Source organism: Campylobacter troglodytis (genome assembly GCF_006864425.1).
Lineage (GTDB): Bacteria > Campylobacterota > Campylobacteria > Campylobacterales > Campylobacteraceae > Campylobacter_D > Campylobacter_D troglodytis.
Window position 1 is genome coordinate 15,325 of record NZ_QHLI01000002.1, and the last position, 19,561, is coordinate 34,885.

Annotated in this window: 20 protein-coding genes and 3 pseudogenes; 14 read left to right on the top strand and 9 right to left on the bottom strand. The window is 35.5% G+C overall.

The window, feature by feature from the left end; all coding sequences use genetic code 11:
• Nucleotides 1-2: 2 nt before the first annotated feature.
• From DMC01_RS00535 to rpsU, 7 genes and pseudogenes are all read right to left on the bottom strand, one after another.
• Nucleotides 3-1,109: an efflux RND transporter periplasmic adaptor subunit gene (locus tag DMC01_RS00535; protein ID WP_142692362.1), complete on the bottom strand. Its 1,107-nt coding sequence runs from the start codon at nucleotides 1,107-1,109 to the stop codon at nucleotides 3-5.
• A gap of 89 nt (nucleotides 1,110-1,198) precedes the next feature.
• Nucleotides 1,199-1,813, bottom strand: coding sequence for a TetR/AcrR family transcriptional regulator (locus tag DMC01_RS00540; RefSeq protein WP_142692363.1), 615 nt, complete (start codon nucleotides 1,811-1,813; stop codon nucleotides 1,199-1,201).
• A gap of 466 nt (nucleotides 1,814-2,279) precedes the next feature.
• A pseudogene (locus DMC01_RS00545) lies at nucleotides 2,280-2,994 on the bottom strand (hypothetical protein); the annotation flags it as partial.
• A gap of 30 nt (nucleotides 2,995-3,024) precedes the next feature.
• Nucleotides 3,025-3,270 (bottom strand): hypothetical protein, encoded by a 246-nt coding sequence (locus DMC01_RS00550; protein ID WP_142692364.1) that lies wholly within the window; start codon nucleotides 3,268-3,270, stop codon nucleotides 3,025-3,027.
• Nucleotides 3,271-3,347: 77 nt separating this feature from the next.
• Complete coding sequence (locus DMC01_RS00555; protein WP_142692365.1) at nucleotides 3,348-3,599, bottom strand: hypothetical protein; 252 nt, start codon at nucleotides 3,597-3,599, stop codon at nucleotides 3,348-3,350.
• 269 nt (nucleotides 3,600-3,868) lie between these two features.
• Nucleotides 3,869-4,459 (bottom strand): UPF0323 family lipoprotein, encoded by a 591-nt coding sequence (locus DMC01_RS00560; RefSeq protein WP_142692366.1) that lies wholly within the window; start codon nucleotides 4,457-4,459, stop codon nucleotides 3,869-3,871.
• A gap of 112 nt (nucleotides 4,460-4,571) precedes the next feature.
• Nucleotides 4,572-4,784 (bottom strand): 30S ribosomal protein S21, encoded by a 213-nt coding sequence (gene rpsU / locus DMC01_RS00565; RefSeq protein ID WP_142692440.1) that lies wholly within the window; start codon nucleotides 4,782-4,784, stop codon nucleotides 4,572-4,574.
• Between the two features lie 509 nt (nucleotides 4,785-5,293).
• Between rpsU and ccoG the strand changes: the two genes are divergently transcribed.
• From ccoG to DMC01_RS15650, 6 genes and pseudogenes are all read left to right on the top strand, one after another.
• Nucleotides 5,294-6,670, top strand: a complete 1,377-nt coding sequence (ccoG, locus tag DMC01_RS00570) for a cytochrome c oxidase accessory protein CcoG (protein ID WP_142692367.1) — start codon at nucleotides 5,294-5,296, stop codon at nucleotides 6,668-6,670.
• A gap of 829 nt (nucleotides 6,671-7,499) precedes the next feature.
• Nucleotides 7,500-8,750, top strand: coding sequence for an adenylosuccinate synthase (locus tag DMC01_RS00575; RefSeq protein WP_142692368.1), 1,251 nt, complete (start codon nucleotides 7,500-7,502; stop codon nucleotides 8,748-8,750).
• Nucleotides 8,747-9,181 (top strand): flagellar FliJ family protein, encoded by a 435-nt coding sequence (locus DMC01_RS00580; protein WP_142692369.1) that lies wholly within the window; start codon nucleotides 8,747-8,749, stop codon nucleotides 9,179-9,181. Before DMC01_RS00575 ends, DMC01_RS00580 begins: the two co-directional genes overlap by 4 nt.
• Nucleotides 9,168-9,701 carry a MotE family protein gene (locus DMC01_RS00585; RefSeq protein WP_142692370.1) on the top strand — a complete coding sequence of 178 codons (534 nt, stop codon included), beginning with the start codon at nucleotides 9,168-9,170 and terminating at the stop codon, nucleotides 9,699-9,701. Before DMC01_RS00580 ends, DMC01_RS00585 begins: the two co-directional genes overlap by 14 nt.
• A gap of 222 nt (nucleotides 9,702-9,923) precedes the next feature.
• A pseudogene (locus DMC01_RS16305) lies at nucleotides 9,924-10,127 on the top strand (hypothetical protein); the annotation flags it as partial.
• A 382-nt stretch (nucleotides 10,128-10,509) separates the two neighbouring features.
• Nucleotides 10,510-10,641: a hypothetical protein gene (locus DMC01_RS15650; RefSeq protein WP_282432204.1), complete on the top strand. Its 132-nt coding sequence runs from the start codon at nucleotides 10,510-10,512 to the stop codon at nucleotides 10,639-10,641.
• A 287-nt stretch (nucleotides 10,642-10,928) separates the two neighbouring features.
• Here DMC01_RS15650 and DMC01_RS00590 read toward each other — a convergent pair whose 3' ends face one another.
• The gene (locus DMC01_RS00590; RefSeq protein ID WP_142692371.1) at nucleotides 10,929-11,663 is read right to left on the bottom strand and encodes a TerC family protein; all 735 of its coding nucleotides are present in this window, start codon (nucleotides 11,661-11,663) and stop codon (nucleotides 10,929-10,931) included.
• A 227-nt stretch (nucleotides 11,664-11,890) separates the two neighbouring features.
• On the opposite strand from DMC01_RS00590, the gene argB reads away from it, so the two are divergent.
• Together argB and fabD are read left to right on the top strand one after the other, a co-directional pair.
• Nucleotides 11,891-12,730, top strand: a complete 840-nt coding sequence (gene argB / locus DMC01_RS00595) for an acetylglutamate kinase (protein ID WP_142692372.1) — start codon at nucleotides 11,891-11,893, stop codon at nucleotides 12,728-12,730.
• 315 nt (nucleotides 12,731-13,045) lie between these two features.
• A complete protein-coding gene (gene fabD / locus DMC01_RS00600) occupies nucleotides 13,046-13,969 on the top strand; it encodes an ACP S-malonyltransferase (RefSeq protein WP_142692373.1) in 924 nt (307 codons plus the stop codon).
• Here fabD and DMC01_RS00605 read toward each other — a convergent pair.
• Nucleotides 13,912-14,265, bottom strand: a complete 354-nt coding sequence (locus DMC01_RS00605; protein WP_142692374.1) for a hypothetical protein — start codon at nucleotides 14,263-14,265, stop codon at nucleotides 13,912-13,914. The two genes, fabD and DMC01_RS00605, sit on opposite strands and share 58 nt — an antisense overlap.
• A 209-nt stretch (nucleotides 14,266-14,474) precedes the next feature.
• Here DMC01_RS00605 and DMC01_RS00610 point away from each other — a divergent pair, with 209 nt between their 5' ends.
• The 6 genes and pseudogenes from DMC01_RS00610 to DMC01_RS00635 all read left to right on the top strand — a co-directional run bounded on the left by DMC01_RS00610 (nucleotide 14,475) and on the right by DMC01_RS00635 (nucleotide 19,497).
• Nucleotides 14,475-15,455, top strand: coding sequence for a restriction endonuclease (locus tag DMC01_RS00610; protein WP_142692375.1), 981 nt, complete (start codon nucleotides 14,475-14,477; stop codon nucleotides 15,453-15,455).
• Between the two features lie 256 nt (nucleotides 15,456-15,711).
• The gene (locus DMC01_RS00615) at nucleotides 15,712-16,395 is read left to right on the top strand and encodes a 5'-methylthioadenosine/adenosylhomocysteine nucleosidase (protein WP_142692376.1); all 684 of its coding nucleotides are present in this window, start codon (nucleotides 15,712-15,714) and stop codon (nucleotides 16,393-16,395) included.
• Nucleotides 16,392-17,141 (top strand): tRNA 2-thiocytidine biosynthesis TtcA family protein, encoded by a 750-nt coding sequence (locus tag DMC01_RS00620; protein ID WP_142692377.1) that lies wholly within the window; start codon nucleotides 16,392-16,394, stop codon nucleotides 17,139-17,141. Before DMC01_RS00615 ends, DMC01_RS00620 begins: the two co-directional genes overlap by 4 nt.
• Before the next feature lie 300 nt (nucleotides 17,142-17,441).
• Nucleotides 17,442-18,223, top strand: a pseudogene (locus DMC01_RS00625) (IS1595 family transposase).
• The gene (locus tag DMC01_RS00630; protein ID WP_142692378.1) at nucleotides 18,207-18,872 is read left to right on the top strand and encodes a hypothetical protein; all 666 of its coding nucleotides are present in this window, start codon (nucleotides 18,207-18,209) and stop codon (nucleotides 18,870-18,872) included. The pseudogene DMC01_RS00625 and the gene DMC01_RS00630 overlap by 17 nt, the downstream one beginning before the upstream one ends.
• A 268-nt stretch (nucleotides 18,873-19,140) precedes the next feature.
• A complete protein-coding gene (locus DMC01_RS00635; protein ID WP_142692379.1) occupies nucleotides 19,141-19,497 on the top strand; it encodes a hypothetical protein in 357 nt (118 codons plus the stop codon).
• Nucleotides 19,498-19,561: the final 64 nt, after the last annotated feature.

The window sequence follows — 19,561 nt, forward strand, 5'->3', positions numbered from 1 at the left end:
GTTTAACCTTGTGGGGTTTGGGTGGCAACTTCTTGCACTGTTGCACCTGGGTGAATTTTTTTGAAATTATCTATTATGATCTTATCGCCTTCTTTTAGTCCCTCGCTTACAACCACAAAATCATTTGTTTGATAGCTAAGCTTTACCACAGTTTTTTGCACCTTGCTATCTGCACTTAGGGTATAAACATAGGTATTTCTTGCATCTTGTAAGATAGCAATTTGAGGGATCTTAAAGGCATTTTTTTGCACAAAGCCTCCTGAGGTTAGGGTGGTGAAGGTTCCTGGCAAGAGCCTTGAGTCGTTATTATCAAAAACAGCCTTAGCCTTTACACTGCCGCTATTTTCATCAATAACAGAATCCACAAAGTATAATTTCCCCCTAAGATCCTTGCCGTCAATTTTTATGCTAGCATCTACATTTTGAATTTGCCAGGATCCATCTGCTAGGTTTTTTTCTATATTTAGCTTTTCTAGATCAGATATGTAAAAATCCGCATATATGGGATTTAAATTAGTAAGCCTTACAAGTTGGCTTGAACTAGCATTTACATACTCACCCACATTTACAAGGGCATCTCCTACTATGCCGTTAAATGGAGCACGAACACTGGTGTAATTAAGATCTAAGATAGCACTTTCTAACTGAGCATTAGCACTTTCTAAATTTGCTCTTGCGCTATTAAAACTAGCTAGGCTTGTGTCGTATTCTTTTTGAGAGATGGCTTGTTTGCTAATTAGAATTTCATTTCTTTCGTGATCCTTGCTAGCATTTTCGTAATTTGCCTCGGCTACTAGCTTTGCTGCCTTGGCCATTTCTACATTTGCTTGATACTTTTCAGGTTCTATTAAAAATAAAAGCTCATCTTTTTGAATTTTATCACCTGCTTTAAAGAATTTTTTCACCACAGCCCCACTAACCTTTGGCTTTATGATCACATCCTCCTCACTAACAAGCCTTGCAGGATATGAAAAGCTTAAATTCACATTATCGGCCTTGGCAAGTAGGGTTGTTACAGGCTGTGGGGGAGTTGGCTGTATGGGCTCTTCTTTTGAGCAAGCAAATATAAAAAAGCTAAGGGGAATTAGGCTAAATTTCAACAAGTTCATTTTCTTTCCTCAAAAAATAATGTAATAAAAATTACAAGATTTGAAACTACGAGTTAAAATTATAGCTTGAATTTGGTTAATAAATAATTTCAACGAAGTGCTTTTAGGAAAAAATTCACAATGAAGCTTGTTAGCTCATCTCTTTCTTTCTTGCTCATTAGGGGTGAGTTTAAGATAATCCTTTCAATCACATAGCCTCTTAGTATGTGTAAAAAGAGCATGGCGTATTGCTTTGGCTCCTTGCTTAATTCTCCCTTGCAGCCTTTAAAATAAGTGATTAGGATTTGCTCTGGACCCCTGTCTTGATTTTCCTTGAAAAAATCCACCAAGGCTTTGTTTGAGCTACTATAAAGCTGGGATAAGATAAGCTTAAAGATGGCTAAGTCCTTTTCTTTACCCAAAAGATCTATGAAATTTCTAGCAAAGACATATAAAAAATCTTGCAAGGACAGATCCTTTTTTAAATGTTTTAGATCCTCTTCATACTTTTGTGAGATTATATCGCTAATTACGCTAAAAAAGAGCCCTTGCTTGTTTTCAAAATTGTTATAAATGTCAGAAAATGAACCACCAGATACCTTGATAATGTCTTTTAAACTTGTCTCCTCGTAGCCTTTTTGTAAGAAAAGCTCCAAGGCTACGACTTTGATTTTTTCTTGTCTTAGGGTGGATTTTTTAAGTTTTTGTTCTTTTAGCTCTTTCATAATAACTCCAAATACAAATATATACAATTTTATCAAATTAAGAAAAAAACTTTTATAAAAAAGTAAGTTTTTTGTTACATATTTTGAGCAGGTGTGAAGTTTTGATAAAGATCAAATGCCTTAAATTCAAGCATTAAAGTTAAAAGACTTTTTTTAGAAGGTATTGATTTTATACAAAATTTGTTATTTTAGAAACAAAAAAGATTTTAAGCATTTGCATAAGCAAGCTCTACAAGCTAAAAGCAAGGTATTAAAATTCACGCAAAAGCGTGAAATTTTTAAGCTTCTTTGGCGCAAAATGTAAGGAATGATAAAAATGATAAATTAATTTGGCAAAAAATTTAGACTCAATTAAATTTACTAGGATTTTCTCTTATCAATTTAAGCAAATTTTGATGAGAATATTGCCTTAAATTTTTCGTCTTAATTTTGTTTCTTTTAAATGCAGAACAAACTTTTCTTTTTAGCCATGAAATTTAGCAAGTTTAAATTTTGCAAAGCCTATTCTGCTTACAGTTGTGAGTATGTAACACGAAACAAAAAAGTTCACAATGGCGTTTATGTGGTTTCGTCCCTTTGCAAACTCGTTTTTGCTATGTTTTACCATATAATGTGCCTTTGCTCCTTCTACTACGCAGTTGCAAGACGAAACGAAGTAAAAAATCCACCAAGGCACCGTAGGCTTTGAGACCAACGCTGTAAATTTCACTTTCTTCAAGCTCTGAAAATTCCTTTATTATGGACTGCAATTCTTTGGCAGAGCAAGTGCTTGAGCGTATAAACTCGTGCGATTGCATTTTAGCATACCTTCTTGCAAAGGGACAAGACGCGTAGCACGAAGTAAAAACTTTTGCGACCAGCCCCACGCCCACATTTACTACGCACTCTTTTTGCTCCTTCTACTATGCAGTTACGAGCCGTAAGGCGAAGTAAAAAATAACTCTCATCAACTTCAACCACTCATTTTCTAAAGAAACTTCGTTTTGCTGATTTTTTCACACTCTTTGGCTATCAAAATGCGAATTTCTTTGAAAATTTTGCACAAACTTTGATGACGAATTTGACAAAATTCAGCAATTTTTTACCTCTAAATCAAGGGCAAAATACTTCAAAAATTCCCTACATTTCTTTTCAGAAATTCGGGAACGGACTATGTATTTGTTTTTCATAGGCGTAATCATAACTTAAAAACCTTTCAATTTGGTTTAAGCTTAATTGAGCCTTATATTTTTACTTGTCATTAGTTTTATCTTTTGAAATTTGTGTGCTGTGTTGTTTTCCTTAAAATAAATTTTAGCCACAAAATCCATTTGTCTCATAAATAACGCCCTCACCGCCTTTGTATAGTTCTTTAACGAGTATGATAAACTCATTTTTTTCACTAAAAACAAGATCATTTTTTTTGAGGCTTTGCTTAAATTCAAAGGCTCATCTTTTATGCTTGTAATCTTTTGCAAAGGCAAAAGGACTTGGCTTGAATTTATTTAGGATTTTTGTCTTGTGTGAGTTTAAGTTTTGTTTATTTAAAGAATTGTTATTTTGCCGTGAATTTTTGTGTGTTTTTGCTGTGCATTGTTTTGTGAAGTATTTTTTGTGTTTTAGGAAAATTACTGATTTTTTGCTGTTGATGATTTTTTGTGTTTTGCAGATTTTGTGAATTTAGCTGTGAATTTTTATTTTGAAAATTGTGCAAAGTTTGTGTTTGATTAGAACTGTTTGCACATTGTGCCATTATCACAACTATTACCTTGCCTTTTAATCTTGCCAGTAAGGCTATTGCTACCATTTTGTAGCCATTTTTGTTTTATGCTTACTTTAAAATTGCGTGAATTCTTTGACACAAAATTTACAAAAATTCACACAGTTTTGCAATCTTGCGTGAATTTTTTTTAAAATTCTTATAAATTTTCTAAAAAATTCACGCTGACACTAATTTTCATACAAAAAATTCACACAATCTTACAATCTTGCGTGAATTTTACGCAAACCGCCTTCCGTCTTATCTACAAACTGCTTTTTGCAATCCACTTTCCGTAATCCGTGTTCTGTAATCTGTCAAGCCCCAAAGCTACCACCACTTGCAGCTGCCTTTGAGCCACCTCCAAAAAAGCCAGATTTTGCTGCCCCACTGCCCGCTCTTGCACCTTGTTGATTAAAGCTATTGGCACTTCTTTGATAGGCACTTTGATTTGAAAAGGCTCCTCTTTGGTTGTTGTTAAAATTTTGATTATTAAAGAGCTTTGATCCTATCCAGCTACCTATGATAGCACCTGCTGCACTAGCAAGTAAGGCCTCACCCAAAGAAAGCCCGCCCCCACTAACTTGGGCGTTTTCTTGGGTTAGTTTTGAGGTGCCATTGTCTATCTTTTCATTTTCAGCCTTTAAAAGAGCGTCCATTTCTTCTTTGCTTAAAATTCTCTCTGTTCCATCAAGTTGCTGTAAGATCACACGAGTTTCAGAGCTTGGATACTGATCCTTGATCTTGTATTCTCCTTTTGCTACCTCTTCTATGATGACAAAGGCTCCTGTTGCTTGAGACTGTTGTTCTTGGAAGGGATCCTCAGAACAAGCACTAAGTGAGCCAGCCACAATAGCACTAAGCCCTCCTAGCATACTAAGTTCTAAGATCTTTTTGATATGTTTCATTGCGTTGTCCTAAATTTAAGATGAGAGAAATTTTAACTAAAATTGATAAATTTAAACAAAGAATTTGTGTAAGTTTTTAAGAAAAGTTTGACACGGCTAAACCGTGTCTTTTTTATAATCTTGCTTCGTATCTTTTAAGCATATATAATCTTTTTAGCATCTTTTTACGAGCTGAGATCTTTTGCTTTTTACGAATTTCAGTCATAGGCTCAAAGAACCTTCTTGCTCGAACCTCTGTAACTACGAGATTTCTATCAACTTGTTTTTTAAACTTCCTATAAGCTTCCTCAAAGCTTTCATTTTGATGTACTCTAATTCCTGGCAAGTTTATCACCACCTTTCTTGTATGTAAAGCCAAAGTATAGCATAAAATTTGCAAATTTTAATTTTATTTTAAAAAATTAGGCTCAATTAAACTTAAAACAAAGGATTTTTTGAGTTAGCACCTATGAAAAACAAAGCTTCGTTTGTTAATTTCGTCAAATGCACTTTATTGAAATTTCGAAGTATTTTTTTACTTCGTTAAGCCTCTTGTGGCTTTGTAATAAGGAGCAAAGGCACATACCTAGTAAAACACTACTAAAAGCGAGTTTGCAAAGGGACGAAAACGCATCAATGAAATTGTGAATTTATAGGGTTTTGTAACATTTAGACCTGCCAAATTTAATGGATCAATAAAGAAAATTTCATCATTCGCCTAAAAGAATATAGAATTTAGATATAATACAAAGATTTTAGGACAAAATTCTCATAAAAATCTGTTAAAGTTTATAAGAAAAAATCCTTTAATTGAGCCTAAGATTATAATAAAAAATTCATTACAAGGATGCCCTAATGCAAGCTGTAAACCCTTCTTATGCAAAGCAAATTACTAATTACACCAAGCAAAGATATATAGTTTATGCCTTAATAGCCCTTGTTGTCCTTGCTTTGCCCTTTATTAGAATAGATGGAAATCACTTCTTTTTGCTAAGTTTTGAGCATAAAAAGCTTGATTTATTTTTTGTTAGATTTGATACTCAAGAGCTTTATCTTATGCCCTTTTTGCTCATTGGGCTTTTTTTAACTGTGTTTTTTGTAACCACCTTAGCAGGTAGGATTTGGTGTGCTTGGAGCTGTCCTCAGACTATATTTAGGGTAATTTATAGGGATCTGATCCAAACAAAGATGCTTAAAATTCACAAATCAATCAAAAACAAGCAAAAACAAGACAACAAGCACAAAATTCAAAAATTCATAGCCCTTTGTTTGTTTCAGCTCATATCTTTAATAGCAGTTAGTAATTTGCTTTGGTATTTTGTGCCACCTGAGGATTTTTTTGTTTATTTGCAAGATCCAAGCGAACATAGTTTGTTGATGGGCATTTTGATTATTTCAAGCCTACTTTTTACCCTTGATATTTGCTTTTTGCAAGAGAATTTTTGTATTTATGTTTGTCCCTATGCTAGAATTCAATCTGTAATGTTTGATACAAACACCTTGCAAGTAATTTATGATGAAAAAAGAGGGGGCAAGATCTTTGAAGGAGCCACCAAGCTACATAAAAAGCCACCTCAAGGAGAGTGCATAGGCTGTGAGGCCTGTGTTAGCATTTGTCCTACTCACATAGACATTCGCAAGGGTATGCAGCTTGAGTGCATAAACTGTTTAGAGTGTGCTGATGCTTGTTCTGTAGTTCAGGGCAAATTCAACAGACCAAGCCTCATAGGCTGGACTAGCTTTGAGGCTACTCAAAAGAGGGTTAAAACAAAATATCTTCGTTTTAGAACAGTAGCTTATGGCATAGTCTTGTGTATAATGCTTGTGGTTTTGGGCGTGGTTGGTTCTCAAAAAGAATATATGCTTTTAAATATCAACAGATCAAGCCAGCTTTACGACATAAAGCTTGTTAATGGAGAGGCTGTGGTAAATAATGCCTATGTGTTTTTATTTCACAACAGCGACAACAAGGCTCATACCTACTACTTTGAAGCAAGATTAAAGGACAAAGAAGGTGGCATAAAGATACTTCGTCCAAGTGAGCCTTTTGAGTTAAAGGCTGGGGGCAATGTAAAAAAGATAGTTGTCTTACAAGCAAGTGAGAATTTAGCAAAAAGCGAGATAGAAGATACCATTTTGCCAATGCAAATTAGAGCCTTTGCTGTGGATGATGAAAAGATAGAGGTGTTTAGAGATAGCATTTTTGTGCATCCAAAGAGGGATTTTAAATAAAAATTCACAAATTTTTTGCAAAAGCGCTTTTTTTACAAAGGCTTTTGTTTCTTGCAAATTTTTTGCAAAAGTGGCTTACAAAGGCTCTTTTTTTTGCAAAGGCTACTTGCAAAAATTTAAAAAACAAAGCCTCTTTTGTAAGAAGATCCTAGCTGGGATTTAAAAGACAAAGCCTATGTTTGTGATGAAATTCTAGCAAGGATTTAAATAGCAAAGCCTTTGTTTGCAAGGTGCTCCTAGCTAGAATTTGCAAAGTCTTTCTTATAAGACATTTCTAGCCAAGATTTTAAATTAGGAAAGCCTTGTTGGCAAGAAGTTTCTAGCCAAGACAAAACTTAGTTAAACTTGTAAAACAAAGATTTAAGGCTTAAATTCAAAGATCTTTGAATTTAAATAAGTTTTTTTAGGCTTTTTATTTAAAGCAAACTTTTTAAAGTTAAGAAAAATTGCCCATTTTAAAATACTTGAATTTAAAAAAAGCTTGAATTTAAAAGATTTGAATTTAAGAAACTTATCTTGCACGGTAAATATTAAAACTAAAAAAGCCTTGAATTTTGTGAATTTCAAAACTTCAAAAGAAGCTTGAATTTAAGACACTTGTTTTAACAAGTGTAAGTTTTAAATCCTTTGAATTCAAACAGATTTTGAATTTTTAAGCTTGAATTTTTCTAAGTTAAATTGAGAAATTTAAGGCTTAAAATTCACAATATTAATTATAAACACAAGAATGCTAATTTAAAACTGTTTGAATTTAAGATTTTAAAAAACTTTTTGCAAAGAGGATAAATTTTTGTTAAAATTAGCTTTTTTAATATAAAGGGAAGTTAAAATGAAAAAAGCAGACATAGTAGTAGGCATTCAATGGGGAGATGAGGGCAAGGGTAAGATAGTTGATCATTTATCAAAAGACTATGATTTTGTATGCAGAAGCGGAGGTGGACACAACGCAGGACATACCATTTGGACAAATGGCACTCGCTATGCCTTGCATTTAATTCCCTCTGGCATCTTGCATACTAACTGCGTGAATTTAATAGGCAACGGGGTTGTAGTATCCCCAAAGGATCTAATAAATGAACTAGCTCAGTTTAAGGATATAGAAGGCAGATTTTATCTAAGCAACAAGGCTCATTTAAACTTCCCCCACCACGCACTCATAGACGCCTCAAAAGAAAGATTAAAGGGCTCAAAAGCCATAGGCACCACACTTAGAGGCATAGGTCCTAGCTATGCAGACAAGATCTCTCGCACAGGACACCGTGTAGGAGAGCTCTTAGATCCAAAAAGGCTTTGTGCTGCTTTGATGAGGGATTTTAAGGAAAATGAGGGCTATTTTAAAGCCTTAGAGATAGAACTTCCAAGCGAGGAAAGTCTTTTAAAGGATTTAAAAGAGTATAGCCAGGTTCTTAGCCCCTACATCACAGATACCACAAGGCTTCTATGGCAGGGCTTAGAGGATAATAAAAAGGTGCTTATAGAAGGAGCACAAGGCTCTATGCTTGATATAGATCATGGGACCTATCCCTTTGTAACAAGCTCAAACACAGTCTCCTCAGGCGCTCTCACAGGGCTTGGACTAAGCCCAAAGGATGCTGGGTGCATCATAGGAGTGGTGAAGGCTTATGCTACTAGGGTTGGAAACGGAGCCTTTCCAAGCGAGGATTTAGGAGAGGATGGAGAAAAAATAGCAAGGGCTGGGGCTGAATTTGGCACAAGCACAGGTAGGAAAAGAAGATGTGGGTGGTTTGATGCTGTGGCTCTTAGATACACAGCAAGGCTTAATGGGCTTGATTATCTTGCCTTGATGAAGCTTGATGTTTTGGATGGCTTTAAAAAGATAAAAATTTGCCGTGCTTATGAGTATGAGGGCAAGGAAATTACGCATATGCCTTATGATCTGCAAGGTGCAAGGCCTATTTATGAGGAGCTTGAGGGCTGGGATAGGCTTGCTGGTATTAAGAGCTTTGATTTATTACCTCAAAATGCTAAACTTTATATAAGCTATTTGCAAGATTTAATAGGCGTTAAGATAAAATACATCTCAACAAGCCCAGAAAGAGAAGATACCATAGTACTATGAAGAGCAAATTTTCCTCTGTTGTAAAGGTTAAAAAACAAGAACTTGATAAGGCTGAGCTAGAGCTTAGTAAGGCAAGAGCAAGGCAAAGGCAAAATGAGGAAACCTTAATGCTTGCCGAGGCTGAGTATCTTAGCCTAGTTATGCCAAAAGAAGGAAATGCTATGCTTTTAAGACAAAGCTTAAATTACAAAGCAGTTGCCAAGCAAATGAAGGATTTAGCACAAGAAAAACTAAGGCTTTCTCATCAAGAAATAAACCACTATCAACACCTCTACAAAAAGGCTCATTTAAACTACGAAAAGCTTAAATACTTAGAAGTAGAAGAGCTTAAAGAGCTTGAAAAAAAGCTTAAAAAAGAAGAGGAAAAAGCCCTTGATGAGATAGCTACTAGTAAGTATTTTAGGGAAAGGAAGAGGAATGAAAAGGCTTAGTTTGTGTGTGTTTTTGCTGTGCTTGTTAAACGGTGCAGGAGAGGAGCAGTATTTAGAAACAAAAAGACAGCAGTTTGAAATTCAAGCAAGAGAATTAAACGAAGCAAGACAGGCATTAGAAGCTTACAAGTCCTCATTTGAAGCCTTGCAAAAGCAAAAAATGGACGCCTTGATACAAAAGGAAGCTGACATAAATGCAACCCTAGCCAAGATAGAAAAAGAAAAAAAGGCAAATGAGGTTATCTTGCAAAAAACCCAAGAAAGCCTTCAAGCTGTGGATCAAAAGAGTATGGGGCTAGTCAAAGAAATTTACGGTCAAATGAAGGATAATGCCGTAGCCGATGTGCTTTCTCAAATGGAAGCTTCAGAAGCAAGTAAGATTATATTATCTTTGGAGCCTCGCAAGGTTTCAAGTGTGCTTTCAAAGATGGAACCAACCAAGGCTTCTGAGATCACCTTGCTAATTAAAAATCAAAACGAAATAGAAGAAAATGATACAAATTCAACCCAAACAAACTAGCCACTGTTGAATTTAAATGAACTTAACTAAAAATTTGCATTAAAACTGTCTTTTAATGGACTTTTTAATTCTTTGCTGAATGCCTTTGCAAGATGAGTTCTTAGCTGATTTAGCTTATGATGCTAAGTTTAAAACTTCTTAAAAAATATAATTTTAAACTGTGTAAATTCTTATAAGTAAATTTAAAGCCCAAGACAACTTAAGCGAATTTGTGCAAAGGCACATTATAGAGTAAAACACGCCAAATTCGAGTTTGCAAAGGGACGAAAGCATATCAACGGAATAGAGAATTTTTTGTTTCGTGTTACATAATCGCAACTGTAAGCAAAAGTGGCTTTGCAAAATTTAGACTTGCTAAATTTAACGTCTCAAAAAGAAAATTTTGTTCTTCATTTAAAAGAAACAAAATTAAGACGAAAAATTTAAGGCAATATTCTCATCAAAATTTATTAAAGTTGATAATAGAAAATCCTGTTAAAGTATCTTGAGCCATTTAAATATTAGAATTTTAATCTCCAAAGAATGTGAAAAAATTTCAAAAATGCAAGATTGAAATAAATGAGAGTTATTTTTTGCAAGACTTTGCTTGTAACTGCGTAGTCGAAGGTGCAAAAAGAGTGTGAGCTAAGCGTGGATGTGGGGCTGAAAACATCTGTGTTTTTACTTTATTAAGCTTCTTGTAACTGTGTAACAAAAGGTTTGCTAAAACGAAATTGGCAAGTTTATACTTATTTTGTAAAAGCTTACTTTGATAAGAATCTCTTGCCTATGAGATTTAAGCGATATTAGCAAGATGGAATTTTAGTGCTTGGCTATTTATGAGGGTTTAGTTGATTTTTACTTCGCTTTGAATGACAAAACTTGTCATTTTGACCGTAACGACTTTGCAGGGCTTTTAAGCGTAGCCCAAGCAAAAAAAGCTCTTTGCTTGTCATTTTGAGCTTTCATAGAAAGCGAAAAATCTCTTTTTCTTTTGAGTCAACAAGATGCTTATCAATTTGACACAATCAAAAAGATCTATTTTTTAAAGTGCAAGATAGCTCGTTTGATACGACAAGCTTATAGATTTTTCAAAAAGATAAAAATAAGATAAGCAAATCGTATTTTGTAAATTTAGGTGTAAGTGTCAATAAGCACAGAAAATTCACAAAACTTTCAATTTTTAAATAAGTTCTTAAAAGTCTTGTTAAATTCTAAAAATGCAAAGGCTTTAAGCTCACATAAAGCCTAGTGTTTCTTGCTTATAAGTATGTTTAAGATCTCAACCACCAAAGAAAAGCCCATAGCCACATAGATATAAGACTTGGAAATATGCACATCAAAGCTTTCAAGGACTAAGATGATACCCACAAGCACCAAAAAGGCAAGGGCTAGGATCTTTATGCTTGGATATTTTTCAACAAAATCCGCTATAGGCTTACTTGCAAAAAGCATCACAAGCACCGCTATAACAATGGCTAGAACCATTATGCTTAAATTTTGTGCTATGCCAACTGCTGTTATTACGCTATCAAGAGAGAATACTATGTCTAAGAAGATGATTTGAGCGATTATTAGAGCAAAGGAGCTGCTAGAAAAGCTAGGATTTGCCTCATTTTCGCTTCCTTTAAGCTCTTCTTTTATCTCTAAAATAGGCTTTATGATAAGAAAAAGTCCTCCAAAAAACAAAACCATATCCCTTCCTGAAATCACCCCAGAGTTTTGCGGCACAAATTCAGGCAAGGGCACAGTAAAAAGAGGAGCAGTAAGCTTCATAATCAAAAAAAGCGAAAAAAGCAAGGCTATACGAGCAAACATAGCCAAGCCAAGCCCTAAATAGCGAGCCTTGTCTCTTTTGTTGGCTGGTAGTTTATTTACCAAAATGGCTAGCATTATGATATTATCAATGCCTAAAATAATCTCTAAAGCCGTCAAGGTAAGCAAAACAAGCCAGGCATCTATACTTAGTATCCACTCAAACATTAAATTATCCTTAAAAAATTTCAAACATTATAGCGATATTTCTTAACTTAAAAGCCTTAGAATGAATTTTCAAACTAGTTTTAGCCTTGAAACCCTTTGCATATTTTTAAAAACTAGCTTTTAAGCTGAATTTAAACAAAAATTAAATCTAAAATTCACAGCTTCAAGTAAGCAAAATTTGCTTTAAAAGAATTTATAGTATAATAGCTCTTAAAAAAGGCAAAATTATGCAAAAATATTTAGACAAGGCAAGCACCCTAATCGAAGCCTTGCCCTACATAAGAAAATTTAATGCAAAGATAGTGGTGATTAAATACGGAGGCTCAGCTATGGAAAATGAAAGGCTGATGATCTCTGTGATGCAAGATATAGCCCTTTTGAAGCTAGTTGGCTTAAAGCCTGTGATTATTCATGGAGGAGGCAAAGAAATCACCGCACTTTGTGAGAGCTTGGGTGTGAAAAGCGAGTTTAAAAATGGACTTCGAGTTAGCTCAAAAGAAGCTGTAAATGTTGCTGAAATGGCACTTTATAAGATAAACAAAAATCTAGTTCAAAATTTACAATGTCAAGGCGTAAGAGCCATAGGGCTTTGTGGCAAGGACGCAGGGCTAATTGAATGTGAGCAAAGGGATGAGGATCTAGGCTTTGTGGGGCAGATTGTAGCTGTCAAGGGCGAGGTTTTAAGGGATCTTTTGGAGAAGGATTTTTTGCCCATCATTGCACCCATAGGAATGGATGAGGACTATAATAGCTATAATATCAACGCAGATGATGTAGCTTGTGCTATTGCTAGGTCTTTAAGGGCTGAAAAGCTTGTATTTTTAAGCGATGTTGAGGGGGTTTATAAAGATTATACAGACAAAGGCTCGCTTATTTCAAAGCTAAGCATAGAGGAGGCAAAAGAACTTGCCAAAAAGACCCAAGGAGGTATGCTAGTTAAGCTAAATTCTTGCGTAGAAGCTTGTCAAAACGGGGTTAAAAAGGTGCATATCTTAGACGGCAGAGTTGAACATAGCTTATTGCTTGAGATCTTTACAGATCAAGGCATAGGAACGCTTATAGGCTAGTAAGTTTTAATGCTTAAATAATGTATTTTTGTAAAAAATTTGCTAGATATTTTAAATTTAAAAATGAGCTAAGCAAGGTGCAAAAGCTTTGTCTTAATGCTGTGCTTTTTAAAGGTGCTAAAATTTTTAAAATTCAAGGCTTGTTATAAAAAGGTGTTGATTTTGACATAAATTTATTGTGCTTAGCTTTTGTAAGAAAAAGCCTAAAAAGACAAGCTTAGCCAAAGCAAATTTTTTAAGATCTTTGGCTAATGATAAGATAAATATAACTAAACACCCTTTGATAAAAGGGTTAAATTCAAAAAAAGGATGAAAATGAAGATAGGACTAATCTTTGGCGGACAAGGCTCACAAAGGGTGGGTATGGGGCTTGAATTCTATGAAAGCTCAAAGGAGGCAAAAGCCTTGCTCGACAGTGCTAGCGAGGCTTGTAAGATAGATTTTAAAAGGCTACTTTTTAGCGAAAATGAGGACTTGGCAAGGAGCGAATTCACCCAGCCTGCCATAGTTTTAAACTCCCTAATGACTTATTTGTTTTTAAGGCAAGAAGCTGACATTAAGGGCGAATTTGCCTTGGGGCATTCCTTGGGTGAATTTAGTGCGCTTGCTGTGCAAGGAGGCTTTGAATTTGTAAAGGTGCTTGAACTTGTGAATTTAAGGGGCAAGTTTATGCAAGAGGATTGCCAAAAGGTAGAAGCAGGAATGATGGTAGTTTTAGGGCTTAAAGATAGCGTAGTTGAGGGACTTTGCGAGGAGGCTCAAAAAAATGAAAAGCAAATCTATGCTGCAAATTACAACTGCGAGGGGCAAATAGTAGTAGCCGGCTTAAAGCCTGATTTAGCAGAGTTTGAGGGCAAATTCAAAAGTGCTGGTGCAAAGCGGGCTATGCTTTTAAATATGAGCGTGGCAAGTCATTGCCCCCTTTTAAAAAATGCAAGCACAAGGCTTGGCGAGCTACTTGAAAGTGCCTTAAATCCTAGCTTTGCACCTGTTATCTCAAATGTAAATGCCAGGTCCTACACCCAAAAAAGCGAGGCTTTGAATTTGCTTAAAGAGCAACTAATTAAGCCCGTGCTTTACAAACAAAGCATTTTAGCAGTGCAAGATAGCGTGGAATGCTTTGTAGAGCTTGGTAGCAACGTTTTAACAGGGCTTAACAAAAAAATTACCCCCAAGCCAAGCTATGCAGTTAGCAATTTAAACGAGGCAAGGGAGTTTTTAAAGGCTTTGAAAACATAAATTTGAGAAATTTTGCGTGAAGTTTTTGAAAGTGTGTGAATTTTTTTTGTGAATTTTCGCTGAATTTTGGCGTGAAAATTCATAGGTTTCAAAAAACGACATAAAAAATTCACAGTAAAAGCCGTCTTGCAGACAATCCGTGCGGGCGTTTTTGTGTAATGTGAGATTTTTTTGGTTTTCGTGCAGCCAAAATCAAAAAAAGCGAAATTTGTGGAGTAAAAACGCTGTCCGCACACGAACAGCTCCGCAGGGCAGTGGGAGCGGGCTGGGGGTTGCAAGGAGGATAAGGGGATCATAAGTAAAGCCCCTTTGTCCCCCTTGTGAAAGCAAGCCACGAGCTAAAAATCGTGGGAAGTTCTATATTTGATAGAGTTTGAAAGGGTTTAAAAAATCAAAAAGTGTAAATTTTTTGTGAAATTTTCCAAAAATTCACGCAAAGTTGTGAATTTTTGCTTGTCTTATAAAAATGTTATAAAATGCTAAAAAAATTTAAAAAGGAAAAACTATGCAAATCCCCGGCTTTCAAACCTTTATGTTGCCGATTTTGCAAGCATTTGCGGATGGCAAGGAACACACACTAAAAGAAGTTCGAGTAGAGTTAATAAGGCAGTTTAAATTCGATGAAACAGCACTCGAACAAAGAATACCAAGTGGTAGAAAAACATTGTTTGACGACCGCACTCAATGGGCTACTCAATATATGAAAGCAGCTGGACTTCTTGTCGCTTGCAATAGGGGGATTTTTAAAATCACAAATCGTGGCAAGGAAGTTTTATCCACAAAGCCATCCGAAATAGACATAAAATTTTTAAGGCAATTTGATGAATTTAACGCCTTTCAACAAAGAGGCAAGGACGAAAATGAAAACGCCAAAAATCAAGCCCTTTTAAATGAAAGTAGCGAAAATGGCGAAAGCACGCAAACCCCCGAAGAGCAAATGGGAAAAGCCTACGAAAAGATACAATTAACGCTCGCAAGAGACATTTTAGACAAGATAAACACCCTTGAAAGCAAGTCCAAATTCTTTGAAAAACTCGTGGTCGAACTGCTCGTAAAAATGGGCTATGGCGGCTCGCAAAAGGACATTAGCGAGGCTTTAAGCAAGGGCGTAGCGGAAGTTACGGGCAAAAGCGGAGATGGCGGGATTGATGGCATTATCAAAGAGGACAAGCTAGGACTTGATGTCATCTACATACAAGCTAAATGCTACAAAAGCGGGAGCGTTCAACGCAACGAAATTCAAGCCTTTGCAGGTGCATTAGACGGCAAGGGTGCGAAAAAAGGCGTTTTCATCACTACTTCTGATTTTACGAGTGGGGCTAGAAAATACAGCGAAGACATACAATCATCAGGCAAGAAAATCATTTTAATTGACGGCACAAGGCTTGCTGAGCTTATGATAGAACACGACTTGGGCGTGAAATTAGAGTATAAATATGAGCTTAAAAAGCTTGATAGCGATTATTTTGATGAGGGTTTTGAGTAGGGTGTGAATTTGTGGGGGACAAAGGACCCCCTAGAAAGTGGCGAGATTATAAGGTAAAAATTTGTTTAATGTCAATGATTAAAAACGAAAAATTGTGAATTTTTTAAAGAAAATTCACGCAAATTCACTGAATTTAAAGCAAAAAATGTAAAAATTTACAAGTTTTAAAGAAAATTCAAAAAATTTAAAACGCACAAAACGCACTAAAAACGCAAACATTTATTAAAAAACATTAAAATTCACAAAAAGGAAAGAAATGAAGATAGGAATTTTAGGTGCTATGCAAGAAGAAATCACTCCCTTGCTTGAAATGCTGGGGCAGTATGAGGAGTTAAACTACGCCAACAATAGCTATTATCTTGCAAAGCGCGGCAAACACGAGCTTGTGCTAGCCTACTCAAAGATAGGCAAGGTAAATTCCACGCTTTCAGCAGCGGTGATGATAGAAAAATTCAAGGCTGAGGTGTTACTTTTCACAGGGGTAGCAGGGGCTTTAAAGGGGCTTAAAATAGGCGATTTGCTCGTTGCTACCAAGCTTTGTCAGTGGGACTTAGACATCACAGCCTTTGGGCATCCCTTGGGCTTTGTGCCGGGAAATGAGATATTTTATGAAACAGATGCTAGCTTAAACGAGCTGGCAAAAAGGGTGGCTAGTGAGCTAAACAAAGAGCTTCATTTTGGCATCATAGCCACAGGAGATGAGTTTGTTTGCGATGAGGCTAAAAAGAGTAAAATCGCACAAACTTTTAACGCCGAGGCTTGCGAGATGGAAGGTGCTAGCGTGGCTTTGGTGTGTCAAGCCTTGAAAACGCCTTGCTTTGTGCTTCGTGCGATGAGCGATGAGGCAGGCACAAAGGCTGAGTTTGACTTTGATGAATTTCTAACAAAATCAGCTAAAATTTCAGCTGAATTTGTGCTTAAAATGTGTGAAAAGCTATGATAAGTTTAAGCAAAAGGCTCATACGCCAAGTCGCACAGGCAAATGCAAGGTTTTCTCTCATAAATGAGGGCGACAAAGTCTTGCTAGGATTAAGCGGAGGCAAGGACTCCCTAGCACTTGCACATTTACTAAAAAGAATGCAAGCTCACGCACCCTTTAAATTCACGCTCAAAGCCGTTACTTTAAGCTACGGAATGGGCGAGGACTACTCTCAGCTTCACTCTCACTGCGAATCCCACGGCATAGAACACGAGGTGATAAACTCTAAAATTTATGAGATTTCAGAGGATACCATACGCGAAAATTCAAGCTTTTGTAGCTATTTTTCTCGTATGAGACGTGGGGCTTTGTATAGTTATGCCCTTGAAAAAGGCTTTAACAAGCTAGCCATAGCCCATCATTTAGATGATGCGGCTGAAAGCTTTATGATGAATTTCATTCATAATGGGGCTTTAAGGACGCTTGCACCCATTTACACAAGCAAAAGAGGGGTTACTGTCATTCGTCCGCTTATCTTTGTGCGTGAAAGACAGCTAAGAGAAAACGCTAGTGCAAATAATTTACAAGTGATTGGCAATGAGTTTTGCCCTGGTATGAAACTAAGCGAAAAAAATGTCAAATTTCCCCACGCAAGAGAGGAAGCAAAGGGCTTTTTAGCAGGACTTGAAAGGGAAAATCCAAAGCTTTTCACAAGCCTTAAAAAAGCCTTTGAGAATATACACACGCAAAGTTTTTGGAGCGCTTGAGTATTTAGCTTGTTTGTTTTGAATTTAGTGTGAGTTTGTTTGTTGTGAATTTTAATCTATCTTCGCATATGATCTTATCACTGCTTAAACAAGCTTACACTATACAAAATCTTGTATTTTTGTATAATCATTACGCATTTTGTTGTTAATCCTATAAAAAACAGCCAAAATTGCAATACAAAAACTCAAAATTACAACAAATTATTTGATTTATATCCGTAAAAAAGTTAAAAGCGCTATTTTTAAAGGCTCAAGATACTTTAATTTGACACAATATCATTTTAAAATATAAAGAGTTAGATGAAAAACAAGTATATGATACATTCCCTAATTGTCTCAAAAGAAATTTAAGGAATTTTGCGTTATTTTTTACTTCCCCTTACGGCTCGTAACTTTGCAAGAATTGATTTAGAGGCGAAAAAAATCGCAGAAATTTGCAAAATAACTCGTGCTTGTGTGAATAGAATTTTGCGTGAAATTCGCATTTTAATTGCAAAAGAGTGCGAAAAAATCAGCAAGATGAGTGGTTGAAGTTGATGAGAGTTATTTTTTACTTCGTTACACTCGCAATTGCATAGTAGAAGAAGCTCGCAGAGTACGTGGCAAGCGTGGGCGTGGGGCTGGCAAGAAAACGTCTGTGTTTTTACTTCGTGCTACGCACTCGTAACTGCTAGCAGAAGGAATGCTAAAATGTAACGGCTGTGTTTATACACAGATGGTAAAACACTGCTCTGCCAAAGAATTGCTGCCTATCATAAGGGACTTTGCAAAGCTTAAAGAAAGTAAAAATTACAGCGACAGTTGGAAAACTTATGATGGCTTGGTGGATTTTTGTGCAAAGGTACATTATAGGGTAAAACACTCTAAAAATGAGTTTGCAAAGGGACACAACTACATAAACGAAATTGTGAATTTCTATGACTTTGCAAAGTTTCGTTTAGTTAAATTTAATAGCTAAAAAAAGAAAATTTTGTGCTTCATTTAAAGGAAATAGAATTAGATACAATACAAAAATTTTAGGACAAAATTCTCATCAACATTTATTAAAATTGATAAGAGAAAATTTTGTTAAAGTATCTTGAGCCTTTAAAATTTGATAAAAACTTAGAGGATTTAGAGCCTAATGTGCTGAAAAATAAAGGCTTTGAAATTCAAGGCAATGTAGAGAGATTAAGGATGCAAAATGCCTTTGTGATTGTAGATAGCTTTTTTCATAGCAAAAGAAAGGAACTTAAAGAATTTAAGGATTTGGATAATGAAATTTGTCATTTTGAGAAATTTACAAGCACGCTTGATGAGATGGTGATAAATGAAATAAATAAAAAAATCAAAGAGCTAGTAAGTGGCACAAAGGGGCAAAAAAGCGAGGCTGAGCTAATGGATGAGGTAAAAAGTGGCAAGCTAAGCATAGAAGAATACACACAAATGATAAAATCAAGCACGAGCAAAGCCATAGATGAAGTTTATGGATACAAGCTAGATTCTAGCCTTTCAAGGCATTATTATAATCCACTAATCATCGATGAAAAGGACAGAGATAGCAGCAAAGGAAGCATAATTTATGCTATAAAAAATCCTAGCGAGGTGGAGTTTTTGCGTGATTTGGCTGAAGCAAGTGAAAATAAGGCATTAAAAAATTGTGAGTGGTGCTTTTGTCTTTTGGTAGAAAATGTAGATGAGATTTTTTTTACTTTGATGAAAGTTTGCAAGAAATGCGTAAATTTATTCTGATTTTATCTTTTGGATTAAGCACAAAGATGGGCTAAAAAGGGCGAATTTAGCATTATTTTTGTTGATCCAAAGAGCTTAGCGTGAACAAAATCCAAGAGATAAAGGGTTTTGAAACTCTTTTTAAGGGAAAAAATTTAAATTTCAAAGACATTAAAATAACTGTTAATTTGATATATTACAATAAACAAGGCTCATCTTACGAGGGTTTTAAAGATTATGTGTACTCTGATTTAAAGATGATTTTTACATAAAAATAATAAGGACAAAAATGGCAAAGATCTTAATCTATGTGCTTGTTTTAATTTTATTTGCGCTAATTTCTTATTCGCTTAAAGAAAGGCTTAAAAAGGGGGCTTTGTGGCTTTTTGTGGGACTTTGTGTAGCCCTTTTCATTGTGATTTTTGGCTATGAATTTGGCGTTTATCACAAAAGCAAAGAAAACGAAGCCTTGCTTTTGGCATTTTCAAACGGCAAAGCCTTGCTTTGCAAGGACGCTAGTAAGAATGAGCTTAATGTTAGCGTTGAAAATTTTAATTATGATTATGGCACAAAGAGCTTTATTAGCAAAGAAAAGGGCGTTAAGGCACAAATTTTTAGCATAAAAGAATGTAAATTTAATGAGTGAACTTTAAAGCTTGCAAGAGTTTTTAAAGACTAAAATGATTAAAATTCACAAAAAAGGACAGCGA